This window comes from Thauera chlorobenzoica (genome assembly GCF_001922305.1).
GTDB lineage: Bacteria > Pseudomonadota > Gammaproteobacteria > Burkholderiales > Rhodocyclaceae > Thauera > Thauera chlorobenzoica.
The window spans coordinates 2,457,300-2,480,254 of sequence record NZ_CP018839.1 but is presented as its reverse complement, the minus strand read 5'-3'; the positions used below and the strand labels follow the sequence as shown (position 1 = coordinate 2,480,254).

The following is a 22,955-nucleotide window of genomic DNA, read 5'->3' as shown; positions in this document are numbered from 1 at the left end:
CGCGTACAGCGCGGTGTCTCAGGCCGCGCGGGGCAGCGGAGCGTGCGGCAGCGGTGGCAGGCCGATGGTCGCGCGCAGTTCGTCGCACTTCGGGTTGGGCGTGCCGTCGTCGAAGTAGACCGGGAACTCGCGGCACGGCGTCGGCCGGTTGTCGTAGATCGTGCACGCCACCTTCTCTCCCACCGTGCCGGCCAGCCCCGAACAGCGCCGCGGCACCTGGTTGCTGCCCTTCATGCAGCGCAGCGTGTGGTTGAGCTGTTCCGTCATGTCTACCGGCACGAAACCGCCTGGAGCGTCATCGGCTTCGGCCCAATAGAAGGAAATCCGAAAGTGCGTGCAGCAGATGCCGCAGTCGAGACAGGGGTTGAAGCCTTCCATGATGGGCGGGGCGCAGGGGAAGTTGTTCGGCGCGCGGATTCTATCCAATGCCGAAGCCTGCGCAAGCCCATAAACCCATTTATTTTCAATGTGTTGAAAATAAATTTGGCGAAATTAATCAGGCTTTCACAGCGCCCCCAGGCCGTGGCGCTGGCGCGCCCGGGCGCAGGCCTCGTCGCCGATCCCCAGCGCCGCATAGGGCGCGAAGTCGCGACAGGGCGAGGGCCGCGCGGCGTACAGGGCGCAGCGCACCGCCCCCCCGATCTCGCCTTCGAGCGCGATGCAGCGCGGCGCGGCGGCATCGGTGCCGCGCATCCGCACCAGGGTCGCCGTCACCGGCACAACGAGCGCGTCCGGCACCCCGCCCGGCGCCCGGCTGGCCAGCTCAGAATGGTGGAAATCGACCCTGAACGCAGCGCAGCAGGCACCGCAGCGGGTGCAATGGTCCTCACGCATCCGCACCGCTGCTGTCGGCCCCGCAGCACTTCTTGAACTTCTTGCCGCTGCCGCAGGGGCAGGGGTCGTTGCGTCCCGGCCCGGCCGGCGCCGGCCGGCGCGGCACATCCACCGACAGCGGCGCCGGCGGCGCGAAGCCCAGATCGCGCCAGTGGGCATGGATGTCGTTGACCGCTTCGCCGAGCGCGACCAGCCAGCCCAGGCGGGTTTCGTCGTCGGCACGCGCGGCATCATCCGCGGCCCACGGTTCCAGCACCTCGTCGAGGGTTTCGCGTACCGCTTCGACCACCTCCTCGTCGAGCCCGGCCTCCCAGCCTTCCGGCCACAGCTCCAGCCCCTGGGCGAAACCGTCCACCCAGGCCTCGCCCAGCTTCAGCGAGTCGCCTTCGGTGATGGCGAAGCAGAACGGCTCCCAGCACGCCTCGTCCTCGTCGTCGAGGCCGAGGGTGGCGAGCAGTTCGTTGTGATAGGCCTTCACCAGCCGGATCGCGCGCTGCAGCCCGCTTCCCGAACCGAAATCGGCCTCCTCGCCGTGGGCCGACCACACCCCGGGCATCCAGCGCTCGGGCGGAATCGGGCGCGGCGCGATCAACACCGCCGCCAGATAACCGTCGAGCATTTCCAGGTCCATGCAGTCTTCGGGGACGATATCCGAAGTGAGGATCTCCTCGAGGGCCTCGAAATCCTCGTCGCTCATCAGGGTCGGGACGGCCTGCGCATCGGCAGGAACAGGGGGGGGCGTGTCGCTCATGAGCATCTCCTTGATTCGGCGCCAAGGGTGACTCAAGCCGCCCCGGCAGGCAAGTCAAACCTCGGGCCGAGCAGCTTCGGCCCGGATCCGCGCCTGCGTCTCAGACCACGGACAGCGCGACCCCGAGGCGGAACAGGCTCTGGCCCGAATCCCGGTACTTGCGCTCGAACGGCGTCAACGGCTGCGACGCCTCGAAGCGCTCCCAGGGCACCTCCCGCTGCAGCACCTCGCCCAGCGCCAGCGCGAACTCTTCGATATAGACCTGCCAGTTGCTGCGGCATTCCAGCACCCCGCCGAGGCGGGGAATCCACGGAAACACCGGGTGTGCATGCCAGCGCCGCCCCAGATGGCCGATCTTCGGCCAGGGGTTGGGGTACAGCAGGTAGTGCCGCGCCAGGCGCACCCCGGCGGCATCGAGCAGGCGCCAGAAATCGACCAGATCGGCACGCACGAACACCATGTTCTGCGGCAACAAGGCCTCGGGGTAGGGCTTGCGCCGTTCGAGCCGGTCCTGCGACTGATCGACGCCGATCACCCAGTGCTCGGGAAACTGGCGGGCGAGCTGGATCGTGCTGTGGCCGACGCCGCAGCCGGCATCCAGGATCAGCGGCGCCCGCCCGTCCCAGCCGGCGAGCGCGAGTTGCAGCGCGGCACGGTTGTAATCGGCGAAGGGTTTGCGAAACGGCTCGGCAAGATGCTTCTGCACCCGGGCGCGCAGCGCCTCGTGCACGCCTTGCTGGGCACTGTGCGGGATGAGGGAATTGGCGTAGCTCATCGTGTTTCCTGATGGAGGGTAGGCACCGTAGCGAAAAGTGCTGCCGCGCGCCGGCGCCGCATCCTAGCGCGCTCAAGCCGTGCAGGCCGGCGCCGGAGAATGGGCCCCGGGAAGCGGCACCCCATGACGGCCGAGCATGACCTCGACTTCGGCCAACGTGCGCAGCCCGCGGATCGCAGCGAACAGGTGCCGGGCCTGCGGATACGAGCGCGCCAGCAGATGCAGCCACTGCTTGATCCGCCCCGGGGCATGGCGCGCCTCGACCTTGCGCTGCACGCGCGCGCTGAATTCACCGAGCGCCGGGAGCAGGGCCTGCCACTCCCGTTCCCGCTCGGCCGCGTCCGGGGGATCGAGACGCCCGTCGCGGATGCGCCGGGCGAGAAAGGGGTCGGCCACCGCGCCGCGGCCGAGCATCACGTCCGCCACCCCGGACAGCGCACGGCAGCGCGCCCAGTCCGCGGCGGTCCACACTTCGCCATTGGCCACCACCGGCACCCGCACCGCCTGCGCCACCCGCGCCACCCACTCCCAGTGGGCCGGCGGCCGGTAGCCTTGCTGGCGGGTGCGCGCGTGCACGACCAGCGCCGCCGCCCCGCCCTCGGCCAGCGCCTGGGCGCACTCGCACGCCCGCCCGGGATCGGCGACGCCGAGCCGCATCTTCGCCGTCAGCGGCAGCCCGGCGGGCAAGGCTGCGGCCACTGCGGCGGCGATCCGGTGCAAGAGCTCCGGCTCGTCGAGCAGCACCGCACCGCCACGATGGCGATTCACCGTCGGCGCCGGGCAGCCGAAGTTCAGATCCACACCTGCCGGCGCCAGCCGTGCCAGGCGCGCGGCGTTGTCCGCCATGCACGCCGGGTCGGAGCCGAGCAGCTGCACCCGTACCGGCGTGCCCGCCGCGGTGCAGCTGGCGTGATCGAGCTCGGGCGCGATGCGGCGGAAGAAGCGATCCGGCAGCAAGGTGCCCGACACCCGGGCGAACTCGGTGACCGCGTAGTCGTAGCGGGCGAGCCGCGTCACCATCGCGCGCAGCGCCTCGTCGAGCAGGCCTTCCATCGGCGCGAGCAGCAGACGCACCCCGATTCTCCCCGCCGCATTCGCGGCCCCGGTTGGCAAAGGCGCGATTGTAATGCGCGCACGCGCCGCGCTTGCAGCTCTTTTGCTTGCCAGCAGGGATGGCTTGCAGGATAATTTCGCCCTTTACCAAACAGGGCGGTCACATCCGCCGCCCGCGCGATTCCAGGAAACCATCATGAAAGCGGACATCCATCCGAAGTACAACGACGTGAACGTGACCTGCTCCTGCGGCAACACTTTCACCACCCGCTCCACGCTGAGCAAGGACCAGTACCACGTCGAAGTGTGCTCGGCCTGCCATCCCTTCTATACCGGCAAGCAGAAGATCGTCGACACCGCCGGTCGCGTCGAGCGCTTCCGCCAGAAATACGGCAACGTCCAGCGCGCGAGCTGAGACGCCGGGGCTTGCCCCCGCACGCCACGGCCCCCGTTCTCGGGCGCCGAACCGAAAGGCAGCCGCGGCTGCCTTTTTTATCGCCCCCGGACGGCCGCCCCCCGGGTGAACGCTCCCGGCAGTCTTTGCCTGTCCAGGCACTCCGCCGCACAATGCGCGCATGATCCGCGACCCCATAACCCCCACCCTGTTCCAGCGTCGCATCTACGGCACCGTCGGCCTGGCCGCGCTGGTCGGCCTCTACCTGCTCGTCGGCCTCACCGTGCACGACCCCTGGCGCGGCAGCGACGCGCGCTACTTCGGCCCGGTCCTGGAACTGCTGCGCGGCGAATCCTGGCTGTTCCCGCAGCTTGCCGGGGAACCGCTGACCGACTACCCACCGCTGTACTTCTGGACTGCGGCAAGCTTCGCCTGGCTCGCCAGCGCCGTGCTCCCGGTGCACGGCGGGGCGCGCCTGGCGAGCGCGTTCTTCGTCGCCCTGGCGATCTATTTCGTCGCCCGCACCGCCGAGGCGCTGCACGGCCGCCCGGCGCGCACGCCGGCCGCGCTGCTCGCCCTCGGCGCTCTCGGGCTGGTGCTGCATGCGCATGAAACCCAGCCCCTGCTGGCCGTGTTCGCAATGCTCGCGCTCACCTTGCAAGGACTTGCCGAAGTGCCCCAGCGCCCGATCGGCGGTGCGCTCAAGGCCGGGCTCGGCAGCGCCCTCGCCTTCCTTGCCGGGGGGCTCGGCGGATTGCTGATCACCGCCCCGCTGCTGCCGCTGGCCCTGCTGCTGGGCACCGACTGCCGCACCCCGCGTGCGAGCGGCGCCCTGCTGCTGGGCTTGTGCCTGGCGCTGACGCTGGCCGCGATCTGGCCGCTGACCCTGCACCTTCACGACCCCGCCCTGTTCCTGCGCTGGCTGGGTGCGGAGTGGTCGCGCCTCGCCGGACCGCAGCTCGCCCTCGACGACACTCCGCGCCTGCTCGAGCTGCTCGCTTGGTTCCTGTGGCCGCTGTGGCCGATCGCGCTGTGGGCGCTGTGGCGCGAGCGCCGCCGGCTCGCCGCCCTGCCCGCGCTGCTGCCCCTGCAAAGCGCAGTACTGGTGCTGGGCTGGCTGGTGCTGAGCGGCGACCTTTCCCAGGCCGGCATGCTGCTGATGGTGCCGGCCGCCGCACTGCTGGCCGCCGGCGGGGTGCCGACCCTGCGCCGCGGCGCCGCCAATGCCTTCGACTGGTTCGCGCTGATGAGCCTCGCCCTGTTCGGCGTGCTGGTGTGGCTGGCATGGACCGCCCAGGCGCTGGGCTGGCCCCCCGGACTGGCCCGCCACGTGGCCCGCAACGCACCCGATTTCGTGCTTCCCGGGGGGCCTTTCCAGTTGCTCACGGGCGGCGCGATCAGCCTGCTGTGGATCGTCCTCGTGTGGCGGCTGCCGCGCTCGCTGTCGCGTGCGCCGGCGAACTGGGCGATCGGGCTCACCATGCTGTGGTGCCTGGCCGTGGTCTTGCTGATGCCCTGGTTCGACCATGGCCGCAGCTATCGCGCGGTAGCCGGCTCGCTCGCCATCGCCGTGGCGGGAGAACGCAGCGAGCACCCCGGCGCCTGCATTGCCACCACCGGGCTGCCGGACGCCCTGCGCAGTTCGCTGGACTACTTCGCCGGACTGCGCACCCAGCGCGTCGAAGGCGGCGCCACGCCGTGCACGCTGCTGCTCGTCCACGCCGAAGGCCGCGACGAGCTGCGCGCGCTGGCACCGGAATGGAAGCCGGTGTGGGAGTTCCGCCGCGGTGCCGGCAAGCGCCAGGAAAGCTTCCGCCTGCTGCGCCGCACCCCTCCCTGACCCCCGCCCGGGTCAATCCAGCTTCAGGAAATGATCCCGGTAATGGCGCAGCTCGGCGATCGATTCGTGGATGTCGGCGAGCGCGGTATGGCTGCCAGCCTTCTTCACCCCTTCATACACCGCCGGCCGCCAGCGCCGGGCGAGCTCCTTGAGGGTGGATACGTCCAGGTTGCGGTAGTGGAACCAGGCTTCCAGCGCCGGCATCCAGCGCGCGAGGAAGCGCCGGTCCTGGCACACCGAATTGCCGCAGATCGGCGACGTGCGCGCCGGCACCCGTTCCTTCAGGAAGGCGAGCACCTGGGCCTCGGCCTCGGCCTCGGACACGGTGGACTCCTTCACCCGCGCGATCAGGCCGGATTTGCCGTGGGTATTGCGGTTCCACTCGTCCATCGCATCGAGCACCGTGTCGGGCTGGTGCACCGCGAGCACCGGGGCCTCGGCGACCGTGTTCAGGTTCTCGTCGGTGAGCACGACGGCGATCTCGATGATGCGGTCGCGCTCGGGCTCGAGACCGGTCATCTCCATGTCGAGCCATATCAGGGTTTTCGGGTCCTGTGCCATAATCGATCCGCCTTTTCTCTCGCTACCTTGTGGTCGGGAAACATCGAAGGGCGCGATTGTGTCATAGATCCCGCTCCCGGCACGCCTGCGCCGTTGCGCGCCCCCCGGACCACTCTGCCCCCAGCGATCGCCCGATGAACGCCTTTGCCGTCCTCTTCCTCTGCGCGCTGCTGCTCGGCCTCGCCGCCCGCCTCGCCCTGCTCCGCCGCCAGGTCCGCCACGTGCGTGCGCACCGCGATGCCGTGCCGACAGCGTTCGCGGCCGCGATTGCGCTCGCCTCGCACCGGCGTGCGGCCGACTACACCGCGGCACGGGCACCGCTGGCCGCGGGCGAGGCGATCGCCGCCGCAGCCTTCGCCCTCGCGCTGACCTTTGGCGGCGGGCTGCAGGCCGTGCATGCGGCCTGGGCCGCGCTCCTGCCCGCCGGCAGCGTGGCCCACGGCACCGCCCTGCTGGCGACGCTGGGTGTGCTCGGCTGGGCGCTCGAGCTGCCTTTCGTCCTGGTCCGCATTTTCGGGGTGGAGAAGAAGTTCGGCTTCAACCGCATCACGCCGCGCCTGTTCATCGCCGACACCGCACGCGAAGCGGCGCTCGCCGCGGCGATCGGCCTGCCCCTGCTCGCCGTGCTGCTGTGGCTGATCGGGCTCGCCGGCGCATGGTGGTGGCTGTGGGCGTGGGCCCTGTGGCTGGGGGTGAACGTGCTGGTGATGCTGATCTGGCCGACGTTCATCGCACCGCTGTTCAACACCTTCACCCCGCTCGCCGATGCCGCCCTGAAGGCACGCGTCGAAGCCCTCCTCGCGCGCTGCGGCTTTCGCTCCAGCGGCCTGTTCGTGATGGACGGCTCGCGCCGCTCGGCCCACGGCAACGCCTATTTCACCGGTCTCGGCGCGGCGAAGCGGATCGTGTTCTTCGACACCCTGCTCGACAAGCTCGACGCCGACGAAGTCGAGGCCGTGCTCGCCCATGAGCTCGGCCACTTCCACCACCGCCACCTGTTCCGGCGCCTCGCCGTCCTCGCTCCGGCCAGCCTGGCCCTGCTCGCCGTGCTCGGCTGGCTCGCGGCGCAGCCCGGGTTCTTCACCGCACTGGGCATGCAGGCGCAGGACGGCGCCAGCGCGCTGGCGCTGTTCTTCCTGATCCTGCCGGCGTTCACCTTCCCCTTCGCCCCGCTGCTCAGCCACTGGTCGCGGACCCACGAATTCCAGGCCGATGCCTACGCAGCACGCCAGAGCAGCGCCACCGCGCTCGCCTCCGCGCTGGTCAAGCTCTACCGCGACAACGCCGCGACCCTCACCCCCGACCCGCTGTATTCGCGCTTTTTCGACTCACACCCGCCGGCCGCGGAGCGGATCGGCCGCCTGCTGTCCCACCACGCCTGACTTCCGAGGACCCGCCCCGAGTGAGACCCCGCACCCGCCCGGCCGCCCGCGCCGAAACCCGGCTCGACGGCATCATCGCTGCCGCCTTCGGCCGCCACTACGAAGTCGACACCCCGGCTGGCCGCCTGCAGTGCTATCCGCGCGGCAAGAAAAGCAGCTTCGCCTGCGGCGATGTCGTGGAAATCCTCCCCGGTGGTGACGGTCAGGGCGTCATCGCCGCGCTCAAGCCGCGGCGCAACCTGCTGTGGCGCTCGGATGCCTTCCGCGAGAAGCTGATCGCGGCCAACCTCAGCCATATCGTGATCGTGGTCGCAACCGAGCCGGGGTTTTCCGACCTGCTGGTGTCGCGCTGCATCGCCGCCGCCGAAAGCCAGGAAATCACCCCCCTGATCGTGCTCAACAAGGCCGACCTCGCCGATCGCCTGACGGCCGCGCGCGCCCAGCTCGCGCCCTTTCGCGCGCTCGGCTACGAAGTGCTCGAAGTATCCGCCCTCGACGGCGCGGCGCGCCTGCGCGCGCGCCTGTCCGGGCTGCACGCGATCCTGGTCGGGCAGTCCGGGATGGGCAAATCGACCCTCACCAACGCCCTGATTCCCGAAGCGCGGGCCGCCACCCGGGAGATTTCCGCCGCCCTCGACTCCGGCAAGCACACCACCACCTTCGCCCGTCTCTATCCACTGCCGCCCGCCACCGACGCCGCCCTGCCGGGCTGGCTGATCGACAGTCCCGGGCTGCAGGTGTTCGGCCTCGCCCACCTGTCGCACGACGAGCTCGCCGAAGCCTTCCTCGAGCTGCGCCCCCACCTCGGGCATTGCCGCTTCCGCGACTGCCGGCACGAGGCCGAGCCCGGCTGCGCGCTGCTCGCCGCGGTCGCGAGCGGCGCCATCCACCCGCGGCGCTGGGAACATTTCCGCACCATCCGCAGCGAAATCGACCAGGCGCGCCGGCTCAACCCGGGCTGGTGAGCGTGGGGATGTGATCTCAGCCGGCGAGCAGGAAATCGCGCACGACGCCGATCTGCGCTTCGTCCATCAGCATCGGCGCATGCCCCACCCCGGCGAACTCGACCATCTGCGCCCGCGGTCCGCGCGCGGCCATCGCCGCGAACGTCGCCGGCTCGAGCAGATCGGAGTCGGCTCCGCGCAAGGCCAGGGTCGGACAGCGCACGCGCTCGTACACCGGCCACAGGTCGATGTCGGCGAGGATCGGCGCGGCACGGAAGGCTTCGCCCAGCGCAGGGTCGTAGATCATCGCGAAGCCGTCGCCGCCCGCCACCGGCCGGACCGCGTGCGCGGTCAGGTGGCGCCACTGCGCGTCGGTGAGCGGCCCGAACGGGGCGCAGGCTTCGCGCAGGTAGGCCTCGGCCGCCTCGATGCTCGGAAAGCGCGGCGCGGTGCCGACATACTGGGCGATCCGGCGCAGTGAAACGGCGGTGATCACCGGCCCGACGTCATTGAGCACGAGGCGGCGGATCGGCGTGTGCGGCTGGCTGGCGAGGAGCATGCCGATGATCCCGCCCATCGACGTTCCCACCCAGTGCACGCCCTCCACATTGAGGCGTGCGATCAGCGTCACCATGTCCGCCACATACACTGGAAAGCCGTAGTCGGTCTTCACCCCAAGCCAGTCGCTGCGCCCGCGCCCGACCACATCGGGGCAGACCACACGGTAATCGCGCGCCAGGGCACGGGCCAGGTCGTCGAAATCGCGCCCGTTGCGGGTCAGGCCGTGGGCGCAGATCAGTACCCGCGGATTATCCGGATCGCCCCATTCGGTGTATGCCATGCGGTGCAGGCCGTGCGGCCCGATGCATTGCACGAAGCGTTCGCGCAGGCCGGGGGTGGGGCGCGAAAGTTCGGGGGGCGATGCCAGCAGGCGGCGCAAGGCAGACAGGAAGCTCATGGTGTGCGGGCCGGCGCCTGGCGCCGAGGGTGGAACAGGGCTCGAGTCTAGCCTGAATCTTTTGCCGAATTCCATGTGCGCACCAGCGGATCACCGGCCGGGACGGGCTCAGCGGCCGTGCCAGTAACGTGGCTGGACGTCGCGCCAGGCGCTGACGCCGGCACCTTCATCGGCCGTCGCGGCAAAGCGGGCCTCGACCGCGCCCTGGCTGTCGGTGCGCCAGTTGCGCGCACCGGCCGCGGCCCAGCGCGCCCGGACCTGGGCATGGGGGTGGCCGAAGGCGTTGCGGTGACCGGCAGAATGGATCACCGCCGTCGCCCGGCTCGCCTCGACGAATGCAGGGGACGATGACGAGCGGCTGCCGTGATGAGCGCTCACCACCACCTCGGCGGCAACCGCCGCCGCCCCATGGCGGGCGAGGATGGCGCGCTCGGCGACCGCCTCGATGTCGCCCGTCAGCAGCAGCGCGCCTCCTGCCGCCCACACCCGCAGCACGCAGGAACGGTTGTTGTCGTGCTCCAGGCGCCCGCCTCCGTCGCCCGCGGACGCGGGATGAAGGACGTCGAAACGCACCCCGTCCCAAAACCAGCTCTGCCCCGCCGCGCAGCGGCGCAGCGCCGTGTCCGGCCGGCGCGCCTGCGCCCAGTGCACCAGGCCGTCCGGCTCCGTGGCCATCACCTCCCCGACCGCGATCCCATCCAGCACGCTCACCGCGCCGCCGACGTGGTCGATGTCCTCGTGCGAAAGCAGCAGGGCATCGAGCCGGCGCACCCCGGTCGCACGCAGGTAAGGCAGGACCACCCGGCCGCCGGCATCGGCGTCGCCCCCGTAGGCCGGACCGGCGTCGAACAGCAGCTCGTGGCTGCGCGTCTGCACATGGACGGCCAGCCCCTGCCCTACATCGAGCACCACGGCACGGAAGGCGCCCGCCGCGGGGCGCGGCGGCTGCCAGCTCAGCAAGGCCAGCAGCAGGGCCGGCGCGGCCAGCCGGCCGGGCGTGGCGCGCGGCAACAGCAGCAGCCCCACCGCCACCAGGCCCGCACCCAGCAGCCAGGGCGGAGGCGGCGCCTGCTCCCACAGCGCGTGCTCGAGCGCCGCCAGGCGCTCGAGCACGGCCATCATCGCCACCGTGGCGGCGTGGGCGGGCACCAGCAACATCGGCAGCAGCAGCGCGGCCAGCACCAGCGGGGTGATGACGAAGCTCACCAGCGGAACGGCGAACAGGTTGGCCAGGGGCGACACCAGCGGAAAGGACTGGAACAGGGCCAACAGCAGCGGGATCAGCGCCACACTGAGCGCGAGCTGGATGCGCAGCGCCGCGCGCCAGCCGGCCACCGCCCGCAGCCGCCCGCCGGTGCACGCGAGGATCACCGTCACCGCCCCGAACGACAGCCAGAACCCGCCCGCCAGCACGGCCCAGGGGTCGACCACGAGCACGATGAAGAGCGCGATCGCCAGCACCCGCGAAGGCGCGGCGGCCCGCCCCGACAGCATCGCCAGCACCACCACGGCGAGCATCAGCCAGGCTCGCAGCACCGGAATGCCCATTCCCGCGAGCAGGGCGTAGGCACTCGCCCCCGCCAGCGCCGCCACCGCCCTCGCCTTCTGTGCCGGCAGGCGCAGCGCCAGGGCCGGGATGCGCCGCCACGCCGCGCCCACCCCGCCACCGCAGAGCAGGCCGACCAGCGCCACGTGCAGGCCCGAAATCGACACCAGGTGGCCGATGCCGGTACGGCGGAAAACCGCCCAGTCCTGCGCCCGGATGCCCTGCTGATCGCCGACGCCGAGCGCGACCAGGATCGCCCCATGGGGCGCGTCCACCAGCGCCGCCAGCATCCGCTCACGCAGCTGCGCGCGCAGGCGATGGACCTGCTGCATCAAACCCGCCGGCTCGCGCTCGAGCAGGCGGGCATCGGCGCGCACGTACCCGGTGGCGCGAACGCCGCGCTCGAGCAGCCAGGCCTCGTAATCGAACCCGGACGGGTTGGCAAAACCGTGCGGGCGCTTGAGCCGGACCACGAACTGCCAGCGTTCCCCGGGGGTCAGTGCCGGCAGCACCGCCGCAGCGCGGCGATCGGGATACCAGGACAGCAGCAGGCGCTGCGGGACCCCGGTTTCACCCGCCCCGGCCTCTCCTGCATCGACCTCTCCTGCATCGACTTCGCCTGCCTCGACCTCGAACACGAAGCGCCAGCCCTCGCCCACGGCCTGGGGCAAGGATGCGATGCGCCCGCGCACGACCACATCCACGCCTTCCAGCGTCCCCGCCAGCGCATCGCCCAGCCGCGCCTCTGCCCGCAGCCCGGCCCAGCCGAAGCCGGCGACGAAGGCCAGGGCGGCGAGCAGCGCAGGGCGTAACCAGGTTCGGTGCGCAGCCCGCTTCACCCACCGGCCGCACAGCAGCATGCCCGCTGCCACCGCGCCGAGCCCCCCTGCCAGGACCATCAGGTAGAACTCGCGTCCGCCCAGGGAGGGCTGCATCTGCAGCACGCCGACACCGAGCAGGAAGGACACCGCAACAATTCTCATGACATACGATGATGCCAATAGAGTCGCCCCTGCGCCACCCTAAAGACGTATCGCAGGCCCATCGCTCAACCCACCGCGCGCTCCCGCTGTACCGGAGCGCTGACAGCCGTGGCCAAGCCGTGCCGCTCGGACGCAGCCTACTCCAGCCGCCCGTCACACAGCCGCAGGCTGCGCTGGGCGCGAGCGGCGAGGGTCTCGTCGTGGGTGACGATGATGAAGCTGGTCGCCAGGCGCTCGTTCAGCGACAGCATCAGGTCGAACACCACCCCGGCGGTGCGGCGGTCGAGGTTGCCGGTGGGCTCGTCGGCGAGCACGCAGGCGGGCTGGGTCACCAGCGCGCGGGCAATCGCCGCACGCTGGCGCTCGCCGCCGGAGAGTTCGCCGGGGGTGTGGTCGAGGCGGTGGCCCAGTCCCACCTCCTGCAGCATCGCGGCGGCGCGCGCATCGGCCGCGGCCTTGTCCATGCGCCGGATGTACAGCGGCATGGCGACGTTCTCGAGCGCGGTGAACTCGGGCAGCAGGTGGTGGAACTGGTACACGAAGCCGAGCGCGCTGTTGCGCAGCCGGCCACGCGCGGCCTCCGACAAGGCCGAGAAATCCTGCCCCATCAGCCGCACCGCGCCGGCGCTGGGCACGTCCAGCCCGCCGAGCAGGTGCAGCAGCGTGCTCTTGCCCGAACCCGAAGCGCCGACGATGGCGAGGTGCTCGCCGCGGCCGACGCGCAGGCTGACCTCATCGAGCACCTTCACCGCCTCCGCCCCCTCGCGGAAGTGCTTGGCCAGGCCGTCGCAGGCCAGCACCGGCGCCGATCCGGCGCCATCGCGGACGATCGCGGCCTCATTCATAGCGCAGCGCCTCCGCCGGATTGACCCGCGACGCCCGCCAGCTCGGGTACAGCGCGGCAAGCAGGGTCAGCACGAAGGACACCGAGACGATCGAGACGACGTCGGCCGCCAGCACCTGCGAGGGCAGCTCGTTGATGTAGTAGATCTCCTTGTTCCACAGCGTGGCGCCGGTGACCGCCTCCAACGCCGGGATCACCACGTCGAGGTTGTGTGCGATCGCCAGCCCCCCGGCCACCCCCGCGGCGAGGCCGACGAAGCCGATGACCGTGCCCTGCAGCACGAAGATCGTCATGATCGACGCCGGGCTCGCCCCCAGGGTGCGCAGGATGGCGATGTCGGCGTATTTTTCCTGCACCGCCATCACCAGCGTGGACACGATGTTGAACGCGGCCACGGCGACGATCAGGAACAGGATCAGGGTCATCATCGTCTTTTCCAGTGCCACCGCGCGGAAGAAGTTGGCATGGCTGCGGGTCCAGTCGGCCACCGCCAGCCCGGGCGTACCGATCGTCAGCGCCAGCTCGCGCGCCACCCGTGGCGCGGCGAAGAGGTCGTCGAGCTTGAGCCGCACCCCGCTCACCGCGTCACCGAGCCGGTACAGCGCCTGGGCGTCGGCCAGATGCACCAGCGCGAGTCCGGAATCGTACTCGTACATGCCGGCCTCGAAAATGCCGACGACCTCGAACTGCTTGACCCGCGGCAGCACCGCGGCCGGCGTCACCAGCCCCTGGGGCGCGATCAGGGTGAGCTTGTCGCCCACCTGCACGCGCAGCGCGTGGGCCAGGTCGCGACCGAGGACGATGCCGAAGCGCCCCGCCTGCAACGCCTCGAATGCGCCCGCCTGCATGTGACGGCCAAACTCGGCGACCTTCTCTTCTTCCGCCGGAATCACCCCGCGCACGATCGTGCCCCGCACCGCCTCGTCGAAGGACAGCATGCCCTGCTCCTGCACGTAGGGCGCCGCCGCCTTCACTTCGGGATGGCGCAGCGCCTCCTCGGCCACCTGCTGCCAGGCCTCGAGGCCGCCGTCCACGCTGTGCACCTGGATGTGCGAGGCGACGCCGAGGATGCGGGTGCGCAGCTCCTCCTGGAAGCCGTTCATCACCGAGAGCACGACGATCAGCGCGGCGACGCCGAGCGCGATGCCGAGCATGGAGACCAGCGAGATGAAGGAAATGAAGCGATTGCGGCCCTGGGCCCGCTTGCGCGAACGCGTATAGCGCAGGCCCACGAGGAATTCGTAGCGCATGGATGGTCGAGGGGTCCGGATGGGGAAGATGCAGCCCGGCATTGTGCCCGCGGATCGGACACAAGGGGAGACTAAAGCGCGCCGGAATGTAAGCTCGGCGCGGCCTGCGGCAAGGCCACCGCATCCGCCCGCCGGACCATCGGCCGCGGCGGGCGCATGGGTGGTGCTTGTGCACTCCCGGTCCAGCGGGAAGCCGGAACGGCCCCGGCCCGGCTCAGCGTCCCGAGCAGTGCCCGCCCGAGGCCATCTGTCCGCTGCCGAGCGCGATCGGCGGCGGCTCGACCCGCACACCGCTGGAATGGAGCGTATCGACCGCGACCAGTGCCAACACCAGCACCCAGAAAAGCGCGGTCGCGGCCCGGAAGAGTTTTTGTCCGTCCATCTCGTCCGCTCCTTCAGCCCGCCACCCGGCGGCGGATCCGCACGCCGACGATCGAGCCGGCGAAAGCGAGCGCGAACCACACCCAGCCGTGCACGCTGGCCGAGGCGACGCCGCCGAAGAACGCGCCGACGTTGCAGCCGAAGGCCATCCGTGAGCTGTAGCCCATCACCAGCCCGGCGATGCTGGCGGCGATCAGGCGCCGTACCGAAGGTGTGGCGAAGGCGGTCACGCCGTTCCAGCGCGCTGCCACCAGGGCGCCGTAGATCAGCCCGAGGTTGGTCACCGAGGTGACGTCGGCGAGCACCGGTTCGGACAAGCGCGCCGCATGCGGGGCAGCCCCCCAGAACGGATCGCCCACCGGGCTCCAGCCCAGCGCAGCGGCGAGCTTCGCCCCCCATACGCCGATGCCGTAGACGATGCCCCACGGCTGGCCGGCAACGACCAGGTGCGCGGTGTACAGCACGGCGAGCACCAGCGCGCCGATCCACCACCGCCGTGCCCAGCCGCCGTAGCCCGACGCGACATCGAGCGCGCTGCGCAGTGCGGCCGGCTCGCCGCTCAGCCGCGCCCGGCTGTTCTGGCGTGCACCGCGCGCCGCCAGCCAGGCCACCAGGGCGCAGCCGGCGACGGTGAGGAGCAGGGCGAGCGGCCAGCCGAGGGCGAGCAGATCGACCGCGGGCAGGCCGCCGAGGGCGATCCAGGCGGGCTGGTGCGAAGCGCCGACGAAGCTGCCGATGGCGAAGGTGGGCAGCACCGCCACCGACAGCGGCGCCCCGGCGCCGGCCTTGTACAAGGTGCCCGAACCGCAGCCGTCGGCGAGCTGCATCGCAGCGCCGAACAGGAACGCACCCAGCACCAGGCTCACCGTCAGCGGCGCCACCGCCCCCACCAGTTCGCCCGGATTGGCCGCCAGCAGCGGCAGGGTCAGTGCCGCCGCCAGCGCGAGCAGCAGCATCTGCGCCCACAGCCCTTGCGGGTCGCGGCGCTCGATGTAGTCGCGCCAGCCGGTGGTGAAGCCAAAGCGCGCGCCCTGCAGCGCCGCGCCGAAGCCGATGCCGAGCAGGGCGAGCAGGCCCTGGCGCAGACCGGCGGCGAGCATCACCGCAAACACGCCGGCGAGCCCGCCGAGGACGAACAGGAATCGGGTCAGCAAGCGCATCGCTGCAACTCCGTGCCGCTCACTTGTCCAGCGCGCGCTTGACGTCCTGGATCAGGGCGGTCACGCGCGAGGGCTCATTTTCCATCGGCAGCGGGCTCTTGCTCCAGCCCACGATTGACTCGGGGTAGAGCTTGACCTCCTTGTTGCCGGCGATCTCGGACATCACGAACCAGTTGGTCGCCGCCCAGTGGCCGGTGTTGCAGAACGACACCGCCGGGGCATCGGCCGCACCGGCCTGGGCCACCAGCGCCTTCAGTTCGCCCGCGGGCTTGAGCGTGGTGCCGCCCTCGGGAAAGAACTGGGCGTTGTCCAGCGAACGCGCACCGGGCAGGGTGCCGTAGCGCGCCGCGGCATCGACGCGCACCTCGCCGGAGTAGAACTTCGCCGGGCGCGCATCGATCAGCGCCGGGGCTTTGTCGGCCTCGAGCGCGGCGGCGAGCTCCTCGCCGCTGACGATCTGGTCCTGGTCGTAGCGGTAGTTGAAGCGGCTGCGCGCCACCGCCGGCGCCGCGCTGTCGAGCGCACCGCCGGCCGCCTGCCAGGCCTTGGTGCCGCCGTCGAGGATCGACAGCCGGGTCAGGCCACCGACCTTCAGCGTCCAGTAGACGCGCGCCGCGGCGCCGAAGTCGGTGTGACTGGCGCCGCCATGGACCACCACCACCTGGGTGTCGGCATCGACGCCGGCAGCCTGCAGCAGTTCGGTGAGCGCGGCTTCGGCCGGCAGCTGCCCGGGGTTGTCCTGCGGGCCGCGGTACTTGCCGTAGGGGGTGTTGATCGCGCCCGGGATATGGCCGGCGGCGTAGTCCTTGTCGGCGCGGATGTCGAGGATGCGCAGGTCGGTGCGGCCGAGCTGGGCTTTGAGCGCCTGCGCATCGATCAGCGGCGGCAGGGTCGCGGCCACCGCGGCCGCAGCGCTCGCGGCCGGTGCCGGGGAGTGGGTAGTGGCCAGTACCGGGAAGGCGGAAAAGGCGGTGGTGGCAGCGAAGGCGAGGGGGAGAATGACTTTTTTCAGCATGGCTGCAAGGTCCTCTGACGGTCGGGGGAAGGAAGCGGGGCATCGTCTGCACGCCAGCTTCCGGATTGTTGTCGGCCGAGCATAGGGCGATTCTTTATCGCCAAAAATACAATTTCAGTAACTTCATTATAACTAATATCCATAACAAACCGAACCGATGCCCCTGCTTCGCGCGTAGCCTCAAGCACGACGAAGTGGCAAGCCGTGCGGGACGGCAGGCGCAGAACGTTCAGCGCCCGCGCGCCGGCTTGCGCACGCCGCGCCCCTCCGGTTGCCGCCCCTGGGCGGATGGCGCTGCCCGTGCGCCCGCGGCGTGCCCCATCGGCTGGCGCGGCGTCCGATGCCCGGCGCCGTCCACCGGCCGGGCCGGAGTGGAGGCTTTTTTGCCTCCCGGCGGCGTCCCGCGGGCGCATCCCGACACCGCCGCAGCGGGCGGCGGCTGGCGCGGAATCAGGCAGTGCGGGCCGTTGCCGATGAGGTCGGCGCGCCCCATGTTGAGCAGCCCTTCGCGCAGGATCGGCCAGTTCTCCGGGTCGTGCCAGCGCAGGAAGGCCTTGTGCAGCTTGCGGATCCTGCCGGCGCGGGCGGTTTCCACGACCTCCGAATCCGCCGCGACCTTTTTCAGCGGGTTCTTGCGCGAGTGGTACATCGTCGTCGCCAGCGCCATCGGCGTGGGCAGGAAGGTCTGCACCTGGTCGAGACGGAAGTCGTGCTTCTTCAGCCACAGCGCGAGGTTCAGCATGTCCTCGTCGGTGGTGCCGGGGTGGGCGGCGATGAAGTACGGCACCAGGTGCTGCTTCTTGCCCGCCTGCGCCGAGAACTTCTCGAACATCCGGCGGAACTCCTCGTAGGCGCCGATCCCCGGCTTCATCATCTTCGCGAGGGTGTTCGCCTCGGTATGCTCGGGGGCGATCTTCAAGAGGCCGCTGACGTGGTGGGTGACCAATTCCCTGACGTATTCGGGCGAGCGCACCGCGAGGTCGTAGCGCAGGCCCGAGCCGATGGTGATGCGCTTGATCCCGGGCACCGCGCGCGCCTTGCGGTAGAGCTCGACCAGCGCGGAATGGTCGGTGTTCAGGTTCTCGCAGATGCCCGGGTACACGCAGGACAGGCGGCGGCAGTTCTCCTCGATCGCCTTGCTCTTGCACGCCATGCGGTACATGTTGGCGGTGGGCCCGCCGAGGTCGGTGATGTGACCCTTGAAGTCGGGCGACTTGTCGCGGATCTCCTCGATCTCGCGGATGATCGACTCGTGCGAGCGGCTCTGGATGATGCGGCCCTCGTGCTCGGTGATCGAGCAGAAGGTACAGCCGCCGAAGCAGCCGCGCATGATGTTGATCGAGAACTTGATCATGTCCCAGGCCGGGATGCGCGCCGCGCCGTAAGACGGGTGCGGCGCGCGCGCGAAGGGGCGGCCGTAGACGAAATCCATCTCTGGCGTGGTCAGCGGCACGGGCGGCGGATTGATCCACACGTCGCGCGCGCCCGGGCCTTCGCCGTGGCGCTGCACCAGCGCGCGCGCATTGCCGGGGTTGGACTCGAGGTGGAAGGTGCGCGAAGCGTGGGCGTACATCACCGCGTCGTCCTTCACCTGCTCATACGACGGCAGGCGGACCACCGTGCGCCCGCGCCGGGCACGGCGCGCCGCCAGGCGTCGTGCAATGCGCTCGGCCGCGGGCACGACGCGCACCGGCTGGGCGCCATCGGCGGCGGGCCCGGGCGCGGCCGCCGCCGGTTCCATCGCGTAGGGATCGGGATGGGCGTCGATGCGGCCGGGTTTGTCGAGTGCGAGCGAGTCGATCTCGACCCAGGGCTCGCCATCCTCGTCTGCCGGCAGCCAGCCCGGCCTGACCATGAAGGCGGTGCCGCGCAGATCGCGGATCGCCGCGATCGGCTCGCCCGCCGCGAGGCGGTGGGTGAGCGCCACCAGGGCGCGCTCGGCGTTGCCGAACAGCAGCAGGTCGGCCTTGGAATCGGGCAGCACCGAACGCCGCACCTTGTCCGACCAGTAGTCGTAGTGGGCGATGCGGCGCAGGCTGGCCTCGATGCTGCCGATGACGATGTTGGCCTCGGGAAAAGCCTCGCGCGCGCGCTGCGCATACACGGTGACGGCGCGGTCGGGGCGGCGGCCGGCTTCGGCATTCGGCGTATAGGCGTCCTCGGAGCGGATCTTGCGGTCGGAGGTGTAGCGGTTGACCAGCGAGTCCATGTTGCCGGCGGTGATGCCGAAATACAGCCGCGGTTTGCCCAGCGCACGGAAGGGCTCGGCCGAGTGCCAGTCGGGCTGGCTGAGGATGCCAACGCGAAAGCCGTGGGCCTCAAGCAGGCGCCCGACCAGGGCCATGCCGAAGCTGGGGTGGTCGAGATAGGCATCGCCGGTGACCAGGATGACGTCGCAGGCGTCCCAGCCGAGCGCGTCCATCTCGGCGCGGGACATGGGCAGGAAGGGCGCGGCACGGTGGCCGGGGACGGCAAGATCGAGAACGTCCGAGCCGCCGGCGTCGCCCGGAAGCTGCACCGCAGCCGGTGAACCGGGAACGGGAGAGGAAGCCGAGGAGCTTGATTTCATGGTGGCCGCTATTGTATCGGCGCCCCCCGCCAATGTATCGCCCCTCTTCTCCAGGCCATCATCAGCCGATGCCGTGGCGCCGCATCCACTCCCGGAACGCGGCATCGACGGACGCATCGGCGCCTGCGTCGAGCCCCGCCGCCGGCCCCTCCGCCGCCTTCGGCCCGTCTCCGCCAGCCGCCCCGGAGCCCCGTGGCTCGCCGCCGCGCGCCCTTCTCCGTTCGTGCAGCGCCGCCACCGTGCGCAGCTGCACGAGCTGCAGCAGCATGTTCTCGACCAGCGCATGCGCGGCGATCGCCGCCATCATTTCCAGCCGGTCCTCGAGGAGCAGGCCGCAGGCCGCCAGGCGCGCATCGATTTCACAGAAATGGCTGGCCATCAGCCGCCGTGCGTACTGTGCATCGATCGCCACGGCACCGAAATCGAGCGGCGTTTCGGCTTCGATCTCGGCGATCAGTGCGGACAGGTGTTCCGGGCTCATGGCCTTTCCTCCTCGATCAACCCCGTTTTTCTTCGACAGGCTGGCGGACACTCGGTTGCGCCAGCCCCGGCCTTTCGCTCCGGAATCCACCATTCCCGCGCGCGCACCCGGACCTGGCGCCTCGCCGCAGCGCGGCAGGCACGCATGCTAGACTCGCGCCGCTTCCCACCCTGTTCCCCTAATGCCGATCCAGCTCCTGATTCCCGGCCTGTTGTGGCCGTCCGCCAGTCTCGTCGGCCCCGCCAGCGGCCTGGCCTTGCCCGGACTGGAGCGCCTGCTCGGCCTCGGGCGCTGGCGGATGCACGACTTCGAGCCGCTCGAGCGCCAGCTCGCACGCCGCTTCGGCCTGCCCCCGGACAAAGACGGCGCGCCCTTGCCACTGGCCGCGCTGCGCCGCCTGGGCGAAGCCGGCGGTCACGCCGTCGATCCTCGCCATCGTCCCGACGCAGACGCGGTGTGGCTGTGCGCCGATCCGGTGAACCTGTCCTTCGCCCGCGAACACCTGCTGCTGAACAGCTTCGCCGAAGACGAACTCGACGCCGCCGAGGCCGCGGAGCTGGTCGCCGCACTCAACGACAGCTTCGCCGATCTCGGCCACTTCGAGGCCTGTGCCCCAACGCGCTGGTACCTGCGCCCGGCCGCAGCGGCGCGGGTGAAGCTGTACCCGCTCGACGACGTCGTCGGCCGCCCGGTGAAGCACTTCCTCCCCGAAGGCGAAGACGCCCGCCAGTGGCAGCGCGTGATGAACGAAGCGCAGATCGTGCTGCACAATCATCCGCTCAACCGCGTCCGCGAAGAAACCGGCCGGCGCGCGGTCAACAGCCTGTGGCTGTGGGGTGCGGGCGCCCTGGCGGCACAGCCGCGCGCGCCCCTGCCCGGCGTGCAGGCGAGCGCGCCGCTGTTCGCTGGCCTGGCGCGGGCAGCAGGCCTCAAGCCCGCCCCGCTGTGCCTGGAAACCGCCCTCCGCGGCGGCACCCTGGTGATGCTCGACACTTTGCTCCGTGCAGCACAGCAGCGCGACGTCGACAGCTGGCGTGCCGGCCTCGAGACGCTCGAGCGCGACTGGTTCGCTCCCCTTGCCGCAGCCCTGGGCCGTGGCGGTATCGATGTGCTGCACCTGAGCGCGCCGGGCGACCACGGCACCCTGGAACTCGACGTGCGCGCCCGCGACCGCTGGAAATTCTGGTGCAAGCCCCATGCCTTCGGCGCCCTGCTCAAGACCCTAGCCCCGCTCCCCGACCCGCCGCTTTCCGGCGCAGCCTCCGCCCCCGCCTCCCGATGAGCCTCACCCTCCGCATCCAGCCCCGCGCCGTGCCACAGCGTGCCTTCGACCGCCTCGCCGACGCCGGCCTGCATCCGCTGCTCGCCCGCCTCTACGCCGCGCGCGGCATCACCCGCGCCGACGAACTCGACACCGCGCTGAAGAACCTGCTGCCGCCCGAGGCCCTCAGAGGCACCCGCGAAGCGGCGCAGCTGCTCGCCGACGCCATCGAGGCCGGCGCGCGCCTGGTCATCGTCGCCGATTACGACTGCGACGGCGCCACCGCCTGCGCGGTGGGCATGCGCGCGCTGCGCGCCTTCGGCGCCGACGTGCACTACCTGGTGCCCGACCGCATCACCCTTGGCTACGGCCTCACGCCGGCGATGGTGGAGATTGCCGCGCGGCTCGAGCCCGACGTGCTCATCACCGTCGACAACGGCATCGCCAGCGTCGAAGGCATCGCCGCCGCGCGCGCCCACGGCATGGCCACGGTGATCACCGACCACCACCTCCCCGGCGACGTCCTCCCCGAGGCCGACGTCATCGTCAATCCGAACCAGCCCGGCTGCGACTTCCCGAGCAAGGCGCTGGCCGGCGTCGGCGCGATGTTCTACACCATGCTCGCGCTGCGCGCCGAGCTGCGCGAGCGCGGGGCGTTTGCCGGCGGCAAGGAGCCCAACCTCGCCGCGCTGCTCGACCTGGTCGCGCTCGGCACTGTCGCCGACGTCGTCAAGCTCGACCGCAACAACCGCATCCTCGTCGCCCAGGGCCTCGCGCGCATGCGCGCCGGCCGTCTGCAGCCCGGCATCCGCGCCCTGTTCGCGCTCGCCGGGCGCGACCCGGCGCGCGCCAGCACGACCGACCTCGGCTTCATGATCGGCCCGCGCCTGAACGCCGCCGGGCGGCTGTCGGACATGAGCCTGGGGATCGAATGCCTGGTCACCGACGACCCCGGGCGGGCGATGAACATCGCCCAGGAGCTCGACCGCCTCAACCGCGAGCGCCGCACGATCGAAGCCGGCATGCAGGAAGAGGCGCTCGCGCGGCTGGCCGGCTTCGACGCTGATGCGGGTGCCGGTGGCCGCGCCACGATCGCGCTGTTCGAGCCCGACTGGCACCAGGGCGTGATCGGCATCGTTGCCGGCCGCATCAAGGAACGCCTGCACCGGCCGACGATCGCCTTCGCCCGCGCCGCCGACGGCGAGCTCAAGGGTTCCGGGCGCTCGATTCCCGGCCTCCACCTGCGCGACGCGCTCGACCTGGTGACCAAGCGCCACCCCGACCTCATCCTGCGTTTCGGTGGCCACGCCATGGCCGCCGGACTGAGCATCCGCGAGAGCGAGCTGGCGAACTTCGACGCCGCCTTCGAGGAGGTCGTCGGCGAGCTGATCGCCCCCGCCGACCTGCAGCGCCGCGTCGACACCGACGGCAACCTCGAGTCCGGCTATTTCGCCCTCGATGCGGTGCGCATGCTGGAAGCGGAAATCTGGGGCCAGGACTTCCCTGCCCCACTGTTCGACGATGTTTTCCGCGTCGAGCGCCAGCGCCTGCTCAAGAACCGTCACCTGAAGCTCGAGCTGTCGCGCAACGGCATCCGCCATGAGGCGATCCGCTTCAACCACGCCGACGGCGCCGCCGCCCAGATCCACGCCGCCTACAAGCTCGGCATCAACGAGTACAACGGCGTCAGCAGCGTGCAGCTGCTGCTGGAGCACTTCGAGCCGGCCTGAACGCACCACGGCGCCGCAACGGCGCCCTGCATCGCGCGCTCGCCTCCGCATTCCCCGTATCCACCTCCCGGCCGGCCATCTCATGGCCCGCCGGGTTTCGCCCGTTTTTCCATCACATTGCGTCGCAGCATGACTAAAAATCAGTCATTGCAGCAAAAAACATCGAAACATGATGCACTGCAAAATGTTTATTTGTTGATCCAGATCAATGTTTGACGCCATTGAACATTGATTTGGATCAAA

General features: G+C 70.7%; 21 protein-coding genes. 6 read left to right on the top strand and 15 right to left on the bottom strand.

The features are described 5' to 3' along the window. Positions 1-18: 18 nt before the first annotated feature. The 5 genes from Tchl_RS11465 to Tchl_RS11445 form a co-directional block, all read right to left on the bottom strand. Positions 19-378, bottom strand: coding sequence for a YkgJ family cysteine cluster protein (locus tag Tchl_RS11465; protein ID WP_075148537.1), 360 nt, complete (start codon positions 376-378; stop codon positions 19-21). Positions 379-504: 126 nt separating this feature from the next. Continuing rightward, positions 505-834, bottom strand: a complete 330-nt coding sequence (locus tag Tchl_RS11460; protein ID WP_075148536.1) for a YkgJ family cysteine cluster protein — start codon at positions 832-834, stop codon at positions 505-507. Next, positions 827-1,591: a UPF0149 family protein gene (locus Tchl_RS11455; RefSeq protein ID WP_408646101.1), complete on the bottom strand. Its 765-nt coding sequence runs from the start codon at positions 1,589-1,591 to the stop codon at positions 827-829. Before Tchl_RS11455 ends, Tchl_RS11460 begins: the two co-directional genes overlap by 8 nt. A gap of 94 nt (positions 1,592-1,685) precedes the next feature. Next, complete coding sequence (trmB, locus tag Tchl_RS11450; protein ID WP_075148534.1) at positions 1,686-2,360, bottom strand: tRNA (guanine(46)-N(7))-methyltransferase TrmB; 675 nt, start codon at positions 2,358-2,360, stop codon at positions 1,686-1,688. A gap of 72 nt (positions 2,361-2,432) precedes the next feature. Beyond that, positions 2,433-3,434 (bottom strand): tRNA dihydrouridine synthase, encoded by a 1,002-nt coding sequence (locus Tchl_RS11445; RefSeq protein WP_232311570.1) that lies wholly within the window; start codon positions 3,432-3,434, stop codon positions 2,433-2,435. 175 nt (positions 3,435-3,609) lie between these two features. On the opposite strand from Tchl_RS11445, the gene rpmE reads away from it, so the two are divergent. After that, positions 3,610-3,828, top strand: coding sequence for a 50S ribosomal protein L31 (gene rpmE, locus Tchl_RS11440; protein WP_075148533.1), 219 nt, complete (start codon positions 3,610-3,612; stop codon positions 3,826-3,828). Positions 3,829-3,988: 160 nt separating this feature from the next. Next, complete coding sequence (locus Tchl_RS11435) at positions 3,989-5,647, top strand: ArnT family glycosyltransferase (protein ID WP_075148532.1); 1,659 nt, start codon at positions 3,989-3,991, stop codon at positions 5,645-5,647. 12 nt (positions 5,648-5,659) lie between these two features. On the opposite strand, the gene orn is transcribed toward Tchl_RS11435, so the two are convergent. Further along, positions 5,660-6,208: an oligoribonuclease gene (gene orn / locus Tchl_RS11430; protein ID WP_075148531.1), complete on the bottom strand. Its 549-nt coding sequence runs from the start codon at positions 6,206-6,208 to the stop codon at positions 5,660-5,662. A 134-nt stretch (positions 6,209-6,342) separates the two neighbouring features. Between orn and Tchl_RS11425 the strand changes: the two genes are divergently transcribed. Beyond that, positions 6,343-7,590: a M48 family metallopeptidase gene (locus tag Tchl_RS11425; RefSeq protein WP_075148530.1), complete on the top strand. Its 1,248-nt coding sequence runs from the start codon at positions 6,343-6,345 to the stop codon at positions 7,588-7,590. Between the two features lie 20 nt (positions 7,591-7,610). Beyond that, on the top strand, positions 7,611-8,555 hold the full coding sequence (gene rsgA, locus Tchl_RS11420; RefSeq protein ID WP_075148529.1) for a ribosome small subunit-dependent GTPase A: 945 nt from the start codon (positions 7,611-7,613) through the stop codon (positions 8,553-8,555). 16 nt (positions 8,556-8,571) lie between these two features. Here the strand turns inward: rsgA and Tchl_RS11415 are convergent, their stop codons facing one another. The 9 genes from Tchl_RS11415 to Tchl_RS17980 all read right to left on the bottom strand — a co-directional run bounded on the left by Tchl_RS11415 (position 8,572) and on the right by Tchl_RS17980 (position 19,721). After that, positions 8,572-9,492 carry an alpha/beta fold hydrolase gene (locus Tchl_RS11415; protein ID WP_083945219.1) on the bottom strand — a complete coding sequence of 307 codons (921 nt, stop codon included), beginning with the start codon at positions 9,490-9,492 and terminating at the stop codon, positions 8,572-8,574. A 108-nt stretch (positions 9,493-9,600) separates the two neighbouring features. Further along, complete coding sequence (locus Tchl_RS11410; protein ID WP_075148528.1) at positions 9,601-12,021, bottom strand: DNA internalization-related competence protein ComEC/Rec2; 2,421 nt, start codon at positions 12,019-12,021, stop codon at positions 9,601-9,603. Between the two features lie 137 nt (positions 12,022-12,158). After that, positions 12,159-12,866 carry a lipoprotein-releasing ABC transporter ATP-binding protein LolD gene (gene lolD, locus Tchl_RS11405; protein WP_075148527.1) on the bottom strand — a complete coding sequence of 236 codons (708 nt, stop codon included), beginning with the start codon at positions 12,864-12,866 and terminating at the stop codon, positions 12,159-12,161. Further along, a complete protein-coding gene (locus Tchl_RS11400) occupies positions 12,859-14,115 on the bottom strand; it encodes a lipoprotein-releasing ABC transporter permease subunit (protein ID WP_075148526.1) in 1,257 nt (418 codons plus the stop codon). Before Tchl_RS11400 ends, lolD begins: the two co-directional genes overlap by 8 nt. Before the next feature lie 214 nt (positions 14,116-14,329). Next, complete coding sequence (locus Tchl_RS17985) at positions 14,330-14,497, bottom strand: hypothetical protein (RefSeq protein ID WP_198158942.1); 168 nt, start codon at positions 14,495-14,497, stop codon at positions 14,330-14,332. Positions 14,498-14,510: 13 nt separating this feature from the next. Continuing rightward, positions 14,511-15,656, bottom strand: a complete 1,146-nt coding sequence (locus tag Tchl_RS11395) for a YeeE/YedE family protein (RefSeq protein WP_075148525.1) — start codon at positions 15,654-15,656, stop codon at positions 14,511-14,513. Positions 15,657-15,675: 19 nt separating this feature from the next. After that, positions 15,676-16,671: a sulfurtransferase gene (locus Tchl_RS11390; RefSeq protein WP_075148524.1), complete on the bottom strand. Its 996-nt coding sequence runs from the start codon at positions 16,669-16,671 to the stop codon at positions 15,676-15,678. A gap of 229 nt (positions 16,672-16,900) precedes the next feature. Continuing rightward, positions 16,901-19,108 carry a YgiQ family radical SAM protein gene (locus tag Tchl_RS11385; protein ID WP_075149695.1) on the bottom strand — a complete coding sequence of 736 codons (2,208 nt, stop codon included), beginning with the start codon at positions 19,106-19,108 and terminating at the stop codon, positions 16,901-16,903. Between the two features lie 193 nt (positions 19,109-19,301). Continuing rightward, entirely contained in the window at positions 19,302-19,721 is a 420-nt protein-coding gene (locus tag Tchl_RS17980; protein WP_075148523.1) for a hypothetical protein, read from the bottom strand. Between the two features lie 181 nt (positions 19,722-19,902). Between Tchl_RS17980 and Tchl_RS11375 the strand changes: the two genes are divergently transcribed. Together Tchl_RS11375 and recJ are read left to right on the top strand one after the other, a co-directional pair. Continuing rightward, on the top strand, positions 19,903-21,003 hold the full coding sequence (locus tag Tchl_RS11375) for a hypothetical protein (protein WP_075148522.1): 1,101 nt from the start codon (positions 19,903-19,905) through the stop codon (positions 21,001-21,003). Beyond that, entirely contained in the window at positions 21,000-22,712 is a 1,713-nt protein-coding gene (gene recJ / locus Tchl_RS11370) for a single-stranded-DNA-specific exonuclease RecJ (protein ID WP_075148521.1), read from the top strand. Before Tchl_RS11375 ends, recJ begins: the two co-directional genes overlap by 4 nt. The last annotated feature ends 243 nt before the right edge of the window (positions 22,713-22,955 follow it).

Bases quoted from the DNA above. Each gene is read 5' to 3' on its own strand.
- Tchl_RS11425 (WP_075148530.1), top strand. From the start codon at position 6,343: ATGAACGCCTTTGCCGTCCTCTTCCTCTGCGCGCTGCTGCTCGGCCTC.
- trmB (WP_075148534.1), bottom strand. From the start codon at position 2,360: ATGAGCTACGCCAATTCCCTCATCCCGCACAGTGCCCAGCAAGGCGTG.
- recJ (WP_075148521.1), top strand. From the start codon at position 21,000: ATGAGCCTCACCCTCCGCATCCAGCCCCGCGCCGTGCCACAGCGTGCC.
- lolD (WP_075148527.1), bottom strand. From the start codon at position 12,866: ATGAATGAGGCCGCGATCGTCCGCGATGGCGCCGGATCGGCGCCGGTG.
- Tchl_RS11455 (WP_408646101.1), bottom strand. From the start codon at position 1,591: ATGCTCATGAGCGACACGCCCCCCCCTGTTCCTGCCGATGCGCAGGCC.
- Tchl_RS11400 (WP_075148526.1), bottom strand. From the start codon at position 14,115: ATGCGCTACGAATTCCTCGTGGGCCTGCGCTATACGCGTTCGCGCAAG.
- Tchl_RS17980 (WP_075148523.1), bottom strand. From the start codon at position 19,721: ATGAGCCCGGAACACCTGTCCGCACTGATCGCCGAGATCGAAGCCGAA.
- Tchl_RS11390 (WP_075148524.1), bottom strand. From the start codon at position 16,671: ATGCTGAAAAAAGTCATTCTCCCCCTCGCCTTCGCTGCCACCACCGCC.
- Tchl_RS17985 (WP_198158942.1), bottom strand. From the start codon at position 14,497: ATGGACGGACAAAAACTCTTCCGGGCCGCGACCGCGCTTTTCTGGGTG.
- Tchl_RS11395 (WP_075148525.1), bottom strand. From the start codon at position 15,656: ATGCGCTTGCTGACCCGATTCCTGTTCGTCCTCGGCGGGCTCGCCGGC.
- Tchl_RS11435 (WP_075148532.1), top strand. From the start codon at position 3,989: ATGATCCGCGACCCCATAACCCCCACCCTGTTCCAGCGTCGCATCTAC.
- Tchl_RS11460 (WP_075148536.1), bottom strand. From the start codon at position 834: ATGCGTGAGGACCATTGCACCCGCTGCGGTGCCTGCTGCGCTGCGTTC.
- rpmE (WP_075148533.1), top strand. From the start codon at position 3,610: ATGAAAGCGGACATCCATCCGAAGTACAACGACGTGAACGTGACCTGC.
- Tchl_RS11415 (WP_083945219.1), bottom strand. From the start codon at position 9,492: ATGAGCTTCCTGTCTGCCTTGCGCCGCCTGCTGGCATCGCCCCCCGAA.
- Tchl_RS11465 (WP_075148537.1), bottom strand. From the start codon at position 378: ATGGAAGGCTTCAACCCCTGTCTCGACTGCGGCATCTGCTGCACGCAC.
- orn (WP_075148531.1), bottom strand. From the start codon at position 6,208: ATGGCACAGGACCCGAAAACCCTGATATGGCTCGACATGGAGATGACC.
- Tchl_RS11410 (WP_075148528.1), bottom strand. From the start codon at position 12,021: ATGAGAATTGTTGCGGTGTCCTTCCTGCTCGGTGTCGGCGTGCTGCAG.
- Tchl_RS11385 (WP_075149695.1), bottom strand. From the start codon at position 19,108: ATGTCCCGCGCCGAGATGGACGCGCTCGGCTGGGACGCCTGCGACGTC.
- Tchl_RS11375 (WP_075148522.1), top strand. From the start codon at position 19,903: ATGCCGATCCAGCTCCTGATTCCCGGCCTGTTGTGGCCGTCCGCCAGT.